Raw genomic sequence first — 10,908 nt, forward strand, 5'->3', positions numbered from 1 at the left:
TGTAAAACCAAGTAGATGTAACTTGCGATAATTGCAAATGATTTGTTATTGCGAGTGAAACGAGCTTCTACCGTATCATTCCGCTGTAGTACTACTGAAGGAATGATACACAAATAAAAATTAGGTATATAAAATGACATACGAAGTAAAATCTCTTAATGAAGAATGTGGTGTTTTTGGTATCTGGGGTCACCCAGACGCTGCCAAATTGACCTATTTTGGACTCCATAGTCTTCAGCACCGTGGTCAGGAGGGGGCAGGAATCCTCTCCAATGACCATGGACAATTGAAGCGTCATCGTGATATGGGGCTTTTATCAGAAGTCTTCAAAAATCCTGCTAATTTGGATAAATTGACAGGAACTGGAGCGATTGGACACGTGCGTTATGCGACTGCGGGAGAAGCTTCTGTAGACAATATCCAACCTTTCCTCTTCCGCTTTCACGATATGCAGTTTGGTTTGGCTCATAACGGGAATCTGACCAATGCAGAATCTCTCAAGAAAGAATTGGAACAAAGAGGAGCAATCTTTAGTTCGACTTCTGATTCAGAAATCTTGGCTCACTTGATTCGCCGTAGCCACAATCCAAACCTGATGGGTAAAATTAAGGAAGCCCTCAGTCTTGTTAAAGGTGGTTTTGCTTATCTCTTGATGTTTGAAGATAAGTTAATTGCAGCGCTTGATCCAAACGGCTTCCGTCCTCTGTCAATCGGGAAAATGGCCAATGGAGCAGTTGTCGTTTCCTCTGAAACTTGTGCCTTTGAAGTCATCGGTGCTGAGTGGATTCGTGATGTGAAACCAGGCGAGATTGTCATTATTGATGATAGTGGCATCCAGTATGACAGCTATACAAACGATACTCAGTTGGCTATCTGTTCCATGGAGTATATCTATTTTGCCCGTCCCGACTCTAACATCCATGGTGTCAATGTTCATACGGCTCGTAAGAGAATGGGAGCTCAATTGGCACGTGAGTTCAAGCACGAAGCTGATATTGTAGTTGGGGTACCAAATTCCTCACTCAGCGCAGCTATGGGCTTTGCGGAAGAGTCTGGGCTACCAAATGAAATGGGTCTTATCAAGAACCAATACACCCAACGGACCTTTATCCAGCCGACTCAAGAATTGCGGGAACAAGGAGTGCGAATGAAGCTCTCTGCTGTATCTGGTGTCGTGAAAGGCAAACGTGTGGTCATGATTGATGACTCTATCGTGCGAGGAACAACATCTCGTCGTATTGTCCAACTCTTGAAAGAAGCGGGGGCATCAGAAGTTCACGTTGCCATCGGTAGTCCTGCTCTTGCCTATCCATGTTTCTACGGAATTGATATCCAGACACGTCAGGAGTTGATTGCGGCTAATCATACCGTTGAGGAAACTTGCCAAATCATTGGTGCGGATAGTCTGACTTATCTTTCTATTGATGGTTTGATAAACTCTATTGGTATTGAAACAGATGCGCCAAATGGCGGTCTCTGTGTCGCTTACTTTGACGGTGACTACCCAACACCTCTCTACGACTATGAAGAAGACTATCGTAGAAGTTTGGAAGAAAAGACTAGTTTTTACAAGTAGGCGGCAGATTCTCCATTAAAGAAAAGGAAAAAACAAATGACAAATAAGAATGCATACGCTCAATCTGGTGTGGACGTTGAAGCGGGTTATGAGGTTGTTGAACGAATCAAAAAACACGTTGCTCGTACGGAGCGTGCAGGTGTTATGGGAGCTCTTGGTGGTTTCGGTGGTATGTTTGATCTTTCAAAAACAGGTGTCAAAGAACCTGTTTTGATCTCAGGTACAGATGGTGTTGGAACAAAGCTTATGCTGGCTATCAAGTACGACAAGCATGATACCATTGGACAAGACTGTGTGGCTATGTGTGTCAATGATATCATTGCTGCAGGTGCAGAACCTCTCTACTTCTTGGACTATATCGCAACTGGTAAAAATGAACCAGCTAAACTAGAACGAGTTGTTGCTGGTGTGGCTGAAGGTTGTGTGCAAGCTGGTGCAGCCCTTATCGGTGGTGAAACGGCTGAAATGCCTGGTATGTATGGTGAAGATGACTATGATTTGGCTGGATTTGCTGTCGGTGTTGCAGAAAAATCTCAAATCATAGACGGTTCAAAAGTAGCTGAAGGGGATGTGATTCTGGGGCTTGCTTCAAGCGGTATCCACTCAAATGGTTACTCACTCGTGCGTCGTGTCTTTGCTGATTACACAGGGGAAGAAGTATTGCCTGAGTTAGAAGGCAAGAAACTCAAAGACGTTCTTCTTGAACCAACCCGTATCTATGTCAAGGCTGTCTTGCCACTCATCAAAGAAGAATTGGTTAACGGGATTGCCCACATCACAGGTGGTGGTTTCATCGAAAATGTACCACGTATGTTCGCGGATGACTTGGCTGCTGAAATTGATGAAAGCAAAGTTCCAGTCCTTCCAATTTTCAAAGCTCTTGAAAAATATGGTGAAATCAAACATGAAGAGATGTTTGAAATCTTCAACATGGGTGTCGGTCTTATGCTTGCGGTTAAACCAGAGAATGTGGAACGTGTCAAAGAGCTTCTTGACGAACCAGTTTATGAAATCGGTCGAATTGTGAAGAAGACGGATGCAAGTGTGGTGATTAAATAATGGCTAAAAGGATTGCTGTTTTTGCCTCTGGTAACGGCTCAAACTTTCAGGTGATTGCGGAACAATTTCCAGTAGAATTTGTCTTTTCAGATCATAGAGATGCCTATGTACTTGAGCGTGCAGAGAATCTTGGTATTTTAACCTATGCCTTTGAACTTAAAGAGTTTGAGAACAAGGCAGACTACGAAGGAGCCATTGTCGAGCTCTTGGATGAACACAAGATTGACTTAGTTTGTCTTGCAGGCTACATGAAAATCGTCGGTCCAACCTTGCTAGCAGCTTATGAAGGCCGTATCATCAATATTCACCCAGCTTATCTCCCTGAATTTGCAGGTTCTCATGGGATTGAGGATGCTTGGAATGCAGGTGTTGACCAGTCTGGCGTGACTATTCACTGGGTGGACTCCGGCGTCGATACTGGTCAGGTTATTAAACAGGTTCGTGTACCACGCCTTGAAGGGGATACCCTTGATACTTTCGAAACTCGCATCCACGAAACAGAGTACAAACTCTATCCAGAAGTCTTGGAACATTTGGGAGTGGGGAGTAGATAAAAAGTAAATCAAGTTTTGATTATGCAATATTGCTAGGAGAAAAAATGATTGAGATGAAATTAGTAGATGAGAGCAGTTTTCAGGCAGTGCTGGATTTGAAAATATCTGACGCTGATGAACGAGCACGTTTCGTGGCTCCAAATGTACGCTCTTTAGCTGACGCATGGCTCTACCGAGAGAATGGGGATGTGTTTCCAATGGCAATCTATTGGAATAAGCTTGTAGTTGGTTTTCTCCTGTTGGAAATAGATAAGGATGAAGCGGAATACTTTATCTGGAGGATAATGATTGGCCAGCAGTACCAAGGAATAGGTTATGGACGAAAAGCCTTGGAAGTTTTGATCAAAAAGGCTCAGATGGATAGCACTTGCAATCATATTATCGCAGATTATGTGGTTGGAAATGAAAAAATGAAGCACCTACTGACTAGTTTGGGTTTTCAGGAAACAGGATTTATAGAAGAAAATAACGAAGTCGCTATGCGCTTGGATCTAAAGAAAGAGGAATAGAATGACTAAACGCGCCTTAATCAGCGTCTCAGACAAAGCGGGCATTGTTGAATTTGCTCAAGAAATCAAAAAACTAGGTTGGGATATCATCTCAACAGGTGGGACCAAGGTTGCCCTTGACAATGCTGGGGTAGAAACCATTGCCATTGATGATGTGACTGGTTTTCCAGAGATGATGGACGGTCGTGTCAAGACCCTTCATCCAAATATCCACGGTGGCCTCTTGGCTCGTCGTGACTTGGATAGCCACTTGGAAGCAGCCAAGGATAATCAAATTGAGCTTATCGACCTTGTTGTAGTCAACCTTTACCCATTCAAGGAAACGATTCTCAAACCAGATGTGACGTACGCTGACGCAGTTGAAAATATCGATATCGGTGGGCCATCCATGCTTCGTTCAGCAGCCAAAAACCATGCCAGCGTAACAGTTGTGGTAGATCCTACTGACTACTCTGTGGTTTTGGACGAATTGGCAGCCAATGGTGAAACGACTTACGAAACGCGTCAACGTTTGGCAGCTAAGGTTTTCCGTCACACAGCAGCTTATGATGCCTTGATTGCAGAATACTTCACAGCTCAAGTGGGTGAAGCAAAATCAGAAAAACTCACTTTGACCTATGACCTCAAGCAAGCCATGCGCTATGGGGAAAACCCTCAACAAGATGCAGACTTTTACCAAAAAGCCTTGCCAACGGATTACTCGATTGCATCAGCGAAACAGCTCAACGGTAAGGAATTGTCCTTCAATAACATTCGTGACGCGGATGCGGCCATTCGTATTATTCGTGATTTCAAAGACCGTCCAACCGTTGTGGCTCTAAAACACATGAACCCATGTGGAATCGGTCAGGCTGATGACATCGAGACTGCTTGGGACTACGCTTATGAGTCTGACCCAGTGTCTATCTTTGGTGGAATTGTCGTTCTTAACAGTCAGGTGGATGCTGCGACAGCTGAGAAGATGCACGGCGTTTTCCTTGAAATCATCATCGCACCAAGCTATACGGATGAGGCGCTAGCCATTTTGACCAACAAAAAGAAAAACTTGCGTATCCTTGCCTTGCCATTTGACGCTCAAGAGGCTAGCGAAGTGGAAGCAGAATACACAGGTGTTGTCGGTGGACTTCTTGTGCAAAACCAAGACGTAGTTAAGGAAAGCCCAGCTGACTGGCAAGTGGTAACCAAACGCCAGCCAACTGAGACAGAAGCGACTGCTCTTGAGTTCGCTTGGAAGGCTATCAAGTACGTCAAATCAAACGGAATCATCGTAACCAACGACCACATGACACTGGGTGTTGGTCCTGGTCAAACCAACCGTGTGGCTTCAGTCCGTATCGCCATCGAACAAGCTAAAGACCGCCTTGACGGCGCTGTTCTTGCTTCTGATGCCTTCTTCCCATTTGCGGATAACGTGGAAGAAATTGCCAAAGCAGGTATTAAGGCCATCATCCAACCAGGTGGATCAGTCCGTGACCAAGAATCCGTCGAAGCTGCTGATAAATACGGCTTGACAATGATCTTCACAGGAGTAAGACATTTTAGACATTAAGAAAATGAAAGGGAAGATTTCATAATGAATAAAAAAATAAAAATTTTTGTGTTGATAATTTTATTATTAGCAATAAGCTTGTTAGCATGGAAATTTAGTGTATTTAGTCAGATACCACAGGAATTTAATAAGATTAATCTTTCTTTAGTGATTAGTTCATTAGCATTTGCATTAAGTGTATTGTTAGGGTATTTGCAATGGATAAACGGGAGAAAAAGTGATCATAGAGCTCCTCTATCATTATCATGGAAAATCGAAGGCTATCGAGAAGCGAAAGTTTCTGTGAGTGGTTTGAAGAATGAAACTAAACTTCCTCAATTAAGAGTATTTGTAAATTCAGGTTCTATTCAAAGGAACTATATGATTATTCCATATCCATATCTAGATAATGTTTCTTATGATAACAAAAAAGAGTATCCTTATTTTGAAACAGTTGAGGCTATTCATATTCATTTAAATAATAAAATTAATGGTCTAAAACCTTCCAGTATACAAAAGAAAGTGATTATAGGGCCAAATAGTCTAAGAGCAAATGCTCCAGAAAAGGACGCAGCTTTTGTGTTTATTTTATTTTTAGGAGTCGATGGTTCTTATCATTTGCTTATGCTAATTTACAAAAATTTGTCAAAATCGGAAGCTACTTTAGAAATTTTAGATGGGGTTGATTGTTTAACGTATCAAGAAGTAAATAATGGTTACTATATAGAGCAATACAAAAAATGTAGGAAATACTTAAAAGAAAATGATATTCGTATTGATCATTAGGTATTTTTGAGTATAAGTTATTAATTGAGTGTGTGCTCAAATCTAGATTAAATTAGTATTTTTGAGGGAATGAATTATGAAACTGTTAGTTGTTGGCTCTGGTGGTCGTGAGCATGCGATTGCCAAAAAGTTGTTGGAGTCTAAAGATGTTGAGCAAGTTTTCGTGGCTCATGGGAATGACGGGATGACCTTAGATGAACTTGATTTGGTAAATATCTCTATTTCCGAACATTCTAAGCTGATTGACTTCGCAAAAGCCAACGATATTGTTTGGACCTTTATCGGCCCAGATGATGCCCTTGCAGCTGGGATTGTAGATGATTTCAATGCAGCTGGTCTCAAGGCTTTTGGTCCGACCAAAGCTGCGGCTGAGCTGGAGTGGTCTAAGGATTTTGCTAAGGAAATCATGGTCAAATACAACGTTCCGACAGCAGCCTATGGGACCTTCTCAGATTTCGAGGATGCCAAGGCCTATATCGAGGAGAAAGGCGCTCCAATCGTAGTCAAAGCAGATGGTTTGGCCCTTGGGAAAGGTGTCGTCGTTGCGGAGACAGTTGAGCAAGCAGTTGAAGCTGCTCATGAGATGCTTTTGGACAATAAATTCGGCGACTCAGGTGCGCGTGTGGTCATCGAGGAATTCCTTGACGGGGAAGAATTCTCTCTCTTTGCCTTTGTCAATGGGGACAAGTTCTACATCATGCCAACGGCTCAGGACCACAAACGTGCCTATGATGGCGACAAGGGTCCTAACACTGGAGGGATGGGTGCCTATGCGCCAGTTCCTCACTTGCCACAGAGTGTAGTTGACACAGCGGTTGACACTATTGTCAAGCCAGTTCTTGAAGGCATGATTAAAGAAGGACGTTCCTACCTTGGTGTCCTTTACGCGGGGCTAATCTTGACAGCTGATGGACCGAAAGTCATCGAGTTCAACTCACGCTTTGGAGATCCTGAAACGCAAATCATCTTGCCTCGTTTGACATCTGACTTTGCGCAAAACATCACTGACATTTTGGATGGCAAAGAGCCAACCATTACTTGGACGGACAAGGGTGTGACATTGGGCGTGGTTGTAGCCTCAAACGGCTACCCCCTCGCTTATGAGAAGGGTGTTAAGCTTCCAGCCAAGACAGAAGGCGACATCATCACTTACTATGCTGGAGCGAAATTTGCTGAAAATGGCCAAGACCTCCTCTCAAACGGCGGACGCGTCTACATGCTGGTCACAACAGCAGACACCGTCAAAGACGGCCAAAACATTATCTACAACGAACTCAACAAACAAAACACAGAAGGCCTGTTCTACCGAAACGACATTGGAAGCAAAGCGTTAAAAGATTAACAGATACTATATTTGACAATGGCGAGCGAAAGCGAGCCAAAGTAAGATAATGGTTGTCGTGGTAAAAAGACAAGAACAGTGAATGTTATGGTCTAGGGAAAATTTGAGACTTGGGCTCAAATTTTAGGAATGAAACCGAAGGTTTGCTTCCGTCCCCACCACCTAAGACCATTATCAAAAAAGAAAAGGATATTATTAACTATGAAACCAGTAATTTCCATCATCATGGGCTCAAAGTCTGACTGGGCAACCATGCAAAAAACAGCAGAAGTCCTAGACCGCTTCGGTGTAGCCTACGAAAAGAAAGTTGTTTCCGCACACCGTACACCAGACTTCATGTTCAAACATGCGGAAGAAGCACGTAGCCGTGGCATCAAGGTCATCATCGCGGGTGCAGGTGGTGCAGCTCACTTGCCAGGGATGGTCGCAGCTAAAACGACCCTTCCGGTTATCGGCGTACCCGTCAAGTCTCGTGCCCTTAGCGGTGTGGATTCGCTCTATTCCATCGTCCAGATGCCAGGTGGAGTGCCTGTCGCAACTATGGCGATCGGTGAAGCAGGTGCGACTAACGCGGCCCTCTTTGCCCTTCGTCTTCTTTCAGTAGAGGACCAGGCTATTGCGACAGCGTTAGCGGATTTCGCAGAAGAACAAGGAAAAATCGCAGAGGAGTCTACAAATGAGCTCAACTAAAACCATTGGGATCATCGGTGGTGGTCAGCTCGGTCAGATGATGGCAATCTCAGCTATCTACATGGGGCACAAGATTATCGCACTGGACCCAGCAGCGGATTGCCCAGCATCCCGTGTGGCGGAAATCATTGTGGCGCCTTATAATGACGTGGATGCTCTGCGTCAGTTGGCTGAGCGTTGCGATGTCCTCACCTATGAGTTTGAAAATGTAGATGCTGACGGTCTGGATGCGGTTATCAAGGATGGACAACTCCCTCAAGGTACAGACCTGCTTCGCATCTCTCAAAATCGCATTTTTGAAAAGGATTTTCTCTCAAACAAGGCTCAAGTCACTGTAGCACCTTACAAGGTTGTGACCTCAAGTCAAGATTTGGCAGATATGGACCTATCGAAAAACTATGTCCTCAAGACTGCGACAGGTGGCTACGATGGGCATGGGCAAAAGGTCATTCGTTCAGAAGCAGACTTGGAAGAAGCCTATGTACTAGCCGACTCAGCCGACTGCGTCTTGGAAGAATTCGTCAACTTTGACCTTGAAATTTCTGTTATCGTGTCTGGTAACGGCAAGAACGTTACGGTTTTCCCAGTTCAGGAAAATATCCACCGCAACAACATCTTGTCTAAGACTATCGTGCCTGCTCGCATTTCAGCAAGTTTAGCTGACAAGGCTAAAGCAATGGCAGTGCAAATCGCAGAACAGCTCAAGTTGTCTGGAACCCTCTGTGTGGAAATGTTTGCGACAGCTGATGACATCATTGTCAATGAAATTGCCCCACGCCCCCACAACTCAGGGCACTACTCAATCGAAGCCTGTGACTTTTCTCAGTTTGATACCCATATACTTGGCGTTCTAGGAGCACCATTGCCAGCCATCAAACTGCATGCGCCTGCTGTTATGCTCAATGTCCTTGGCCAACATGTCAAGGCCGCTGAAAAATATGTTACAGAAAATCCAAGCGCCCACCTCCACATGTATGGTAAAATAGAAGCGAAGAACAACCGCAAGATGGGACATGTGACTTTGTTTAGTGATGTGCCGGATAGTGTGGAAGAGTTTGGGAAGTAAGACAGGACCCTAATTACAATGTCCGTTGTCTTACCCCTGCAAGGTTGACCAGGTTTGTCGTAGCTGATAAAGTCAGCGAGAGAAGCCGGTCGACTACTGCTGGAAAGGGATTGATTTTTAGGTAAAGTCTATGATTAAAATAATCGTAAATGCATTTGTCGAAAAAGAGAAGACTGGGGCAGTCGTCGAAGTCTTGTATGCTAGTAGCGATCATGAAAAAGTGAAAGCTAAGTATGAAGAGCTGACTGCTCAGTATCCTGATAACTATTTAGCAATTTATGATTTACCATTGGATACCGATCTCAATGAATTATCTCACTACCCATCCGTGTTTATTGGAAAAGAAGAATTTGAATAAAACGACTGTTGGTTGCTAGCTGATGTGAAACATCAAAAGAAAGGAAAATTAAACATGATTGATAGATATAGCCGCCCTGAGATGGCGAACATTTGGACTGAAGAAAATAAATACCGTGCTTGGCTTGAGGTGGAAATCTTGGCTGACGAGGCATGGGCTGAGTTGGGGGAAATCCCTAAGGAAGATGTGACTTTGATTCGTGAAAAAGCGGACTTTGACATCGACCGTATTTTGGAAATCGAGCAGCAAACTCGTCACGATGTGGTGGCCTTCACACGTGCGGTTTCTGAGACTCTTGGTGAAGAACGTAAGTGGGTTCACTATGGTTTGACTTCTACTGACGTGGTCGATACTGCCTATGGTTACCTCTACAAACAAGCCAACGATATCATCCGCAAGGACCTTGAAAACTTCCTTAACATCATCGCTGACAAAGCGAAAGAACACAAGTTCACTATCATGATGGGTCGTACCCACGGTGTGCATGCTGAGCCGACAACTTTTGGTCTTAAATTGGCCACTTGGTACAGCGAAATGAAACGGAATATCGAGCGTTTCGAGCATGCTGCTGCTGGTGTGGAAGCTGGTAAGATTTCTGGTGCGGTTGGTAACTTTGCCAACATCCCACCATTCGTTGAAAAATACGTCTGCGACAAATTGGGTATCCGTGCTCAAGAAATCTCTACACAGGTCCTTCCTCGTGACCTTCACGCTGAGTACTTTGCAGTTCTTGCGAGCATCGCAACTTCTATCGAGCGTATGGCGACTGAGATTCGTGGTCTTCAAAAATCAGAACAACGTGAAGTAGAAGAGTTCTTTGCAAAGGGTCAAAAAGGGTCTTCAGCAATGCCTCACAAACGCAACCCTATCGGTTCTGAGAACATGACAGGTTTGGCGCGTGTTATCCGTGGTCACATGGTCACAGCTTATGAAAACGTAGCCCTTTGGCACGAACGTGATATTTCTCACTCATCAGCTGAGCGTATCATCACACCAGATACGACTATTTTGATTGACTACATGCTCAACCGTTTTGGAAATATCGTCAAGAACTTGACAGTCTTCCCAGAAAACATGATCCGCAACATGCACTCAACTTTCGGTCTCATCTTCAGCCAACGGGCTATGTTGACCTTGATTGAAAAAGGGATGACCCGTGAGCAAGCCTATGACTTGGTACAACCAAAAACAGCCTACTCTTGGGATAACCAAGTGGACTTTAAACCACTTTTCGAAGCTGATCCAGAAGTAACCTCACGTCTGACTCAAGAGGAAATCGACGAAATCTTCAACCCAGCATACTACACCAAACGAGTAGATGATATCTTTAACCGTCTAGGACTTGGGGACTAATATTTTATAATATAGTGGATTGAGCCTAGAATAGTACGATATGGATTCTGAAACATTGTTAGAAATGATAGTAAAATGAACTTAGAA

The 10,908-nt window shown here is 44.0% G+C and carries 11 protein-coding genes; all 11 read left to right on the forward strand.

The window, feature by feature from the left end; genetic code table 11:
* Positions 1–133 precede the first annotated feature (133 nt).
* The 11 genes from purF to purB all read left to right on the forward strand — a co-directional run bounded on the left by purF (position 134) and on the right by purB (position 10,821).
* Complete coding sequence (purF, locus tag QM450_RS06950) at positions 134–1,576, forward strand: amidophosphoribosyltransferase (protein ID WP_414273062.1); 1,443 nt, start codon at positions 134–136, stop codon at positions 1,574–1,576.
* Between the two features lie 36 nt (positions 1,577–1,612).
* Complete coding sequence (gene purM, locus QM450_RS06955) at positions 1,613–2,635, forward strand: phosphoribosylformylglycinamidine cyclo-ligase (RefSeq protein ID WP_414320099.1); 1,023 nt, start codon at positions 1,613–1,615, stop codon at positions 2,633–2,635.
* Positions 2,635–3,189: a phosphoribosylglycinamide formyltransferase gene (purN, locus tag QM450_RS06960; protein ID WP_414320100.1), complete on the forward strand. Its 555-nt coding sequence runs from the start codon at positions 2,635–2,637 to the stop codon at positions 3,187–3,189. The genes purM and purN overlap by 1 nt, the downstream gene beginning before the upstream one ends.
* A gap of 44 nt (positions 3,190–3,233) precedes the next feature.
* Entirely contained in the window at positions 3,234–3,698 is a 465-nt protein-coding gene (locus QM450_RS06965; RefSeq protein WP_281335550.1) for a GNAT family N-acetyltransferase, read from the forward strand.
* A gap of 1 nt (position 3,699) precedes the next feature.
* The gene (gene purH, locus QM450_RS06970) at positions 3,700–5,247 is read left to right on the forward strand and encodes a bifunctional phosphoribosylaminoimidazolecarboxamide formyltransferase/IMP cyclohydrolase (RefSeq protein ID WP_414320101.1); all 1,548 of its coding nucleotides are present in this window, start codon (positions 3,700–3,702) and stop codon (positions 5,245–5,247) included.
* A gap of 24 nt (positions 5,248–5,271) precedes the next feature.
* On the forward strand, positions 5,272–6,012 hold the full coding sequence (locus tag QM450_RS06975) for a hypothetical protein (RefSeq protein ID WP_414320102.1): 741 nt from the start codon (positions 5,272–5,274) through the stop codon (positions 6,010–6,012).
* 76 nt (positions 6,013–6,088) lie between these two features.
* Positions 6,089–7,354: a phosphoribosylamine--glycine ligase gene (gene purD / locus QM450_RS06980; protein ID WP_414320103.1), complete on the forward strand. Its 1,266-nt coding sequence runs from the start codon at positions 6,089–6,091 to the stop codon at positions 7,352–7,354.
* Positions 7,355–7,555: 201 nt separating this feature from the next.
* Positions 7,556–8,044 (forward strand): 5-(carboxyamino)imidazole ribonucleotide mutase, encoded by a 489-nt coding sequence (gene purE, locus QM450_RS06985; protein WP_414320104.1) that lies wholly within the window; start codon positions 7,556–7,558, stop codon positions 8,042–8,044.
* Positions 8,031–9,110, forward strand: coding sequence for a 5-(carboxyamino)imidazole ribonucleotide synthase (gene purK, locus QM450_RS06990; RefSeq protein ID WP_414320105.1), 1,080 nt, complete (start codon positions 8,031–8,033; stop codon positions 9,108–9,110). The genes purE and purK overlap by 14 nt, the downstream gene beginning before the upstream one ends.
* Before the next feature lie 130 nt (positions 9,111–9,240).
* The gene (locus QM450_RS06995) at positions 9,241–9,468 is read left to right on the forward strand and encodes a phosphoribosylaminoimidazole carboxylase (RefSeq protein ID WP_414320106.1); all 228 of its coding nucleotides are present in this window, start codon (positions 9,241–9,243) and stop codon (positions 9,466–9,468) included.
* A gap of 54 nt (positions 9,469–9,522) precedes the next feature.
* The gene (gene purB / locus QM450_RS07000; protein WP_414320107.1) at positions 9,523–10,821 is read left to right on the forward strand and encodes an adenylosuccinate lyase; all 1,299 of its coding nucleotides are present in this window, start codon (positions 9,523–9,525) and stop codon (positions 10,819–10,821) included.
* Positions 10,822–10,908: the final 87 nt, after the last annotated feature.

Source organism: Streptococcus infantis, assembly GCF_047464615.1.
Lineage (GTDB): Bacteria > Bacillota > Bacilli > Lactobacillales > Streptococcaceae > Streptococcus > Streptococcus infantis_Y.

Bases quoted from the DNA above. Each gene is read 5' to 3' on its own strand.
- purF (WP_414273062.1), top strand. From the start codon at position 134: ATGACATACGAAGTAAAATCTCTTAATGAAGAATGTGGTGTTTTTGGT.
- purM (WP_414320099.1), top strand. From the start codon at position 1,613: ATGACAAATAAGAATGCATACGCTCAATCTGGTGTGGACGTTGAAGCG.
- purN (WP_414320100.1), top strand. From the start codon at position 2,635: ATGGCTAAAAGGATTGCTGTTTTTGCCTCTGGTAACGGCTCAAACTTT.
- QM450_RS06965 (WP_281335550.1), top strand. From the start codon at position 3,234: ATGATTGAGATGAAATTAGTAGATGAGAGCAGTTTTCAGGCAGTGCTG.
- purH (WP_414320101.1), top strand. From the start codon at position 3,700: ATGACTAAACGCGCCTTAATCAGCGTCTCAGACAAAGCGGGCATTGTT.
- QM450_RS06975 (WP_414320102.1), top strand. From the start codon at position 5,272: ATGAATAAAAAAATAAAAATTTTTGTGTTGATAATTTTATTATTAGCA.
- purD (WP_414320103.1), top strand. From the start codon at position 6,089: ATGAAACTGTTAGTTGTTGGCTCTGGTGGTCGTGAGCATGCGATTGCC.
- purE (WP_414320104.1), top strand. From the start codon at position 7,556: ATGAAACCAGTAATTTCCATCATCATGGGCTCAAAGTCTGACTGGGCA.
- purK (WP_414320105.1), top strand. From the start codon at position 8,031: ATGAGCTCAACTAAAACCATTGGGATCATCGGTGGTGGTCAGCTCGGT.
- QM450_RS06995 (WP_414320106.1), top strand. From the start codon at position 9,241: ATGATTAAAATAATCGTAAATGCATTTGTCGAAAAAGAGAAGACTGGG.
- purB (WP_414320107.1), top strand. From the start codon at position 9,523: ATGATTGATAGATATAGCCGCCCTGAGATGGCGAACATTTGGACTGAA.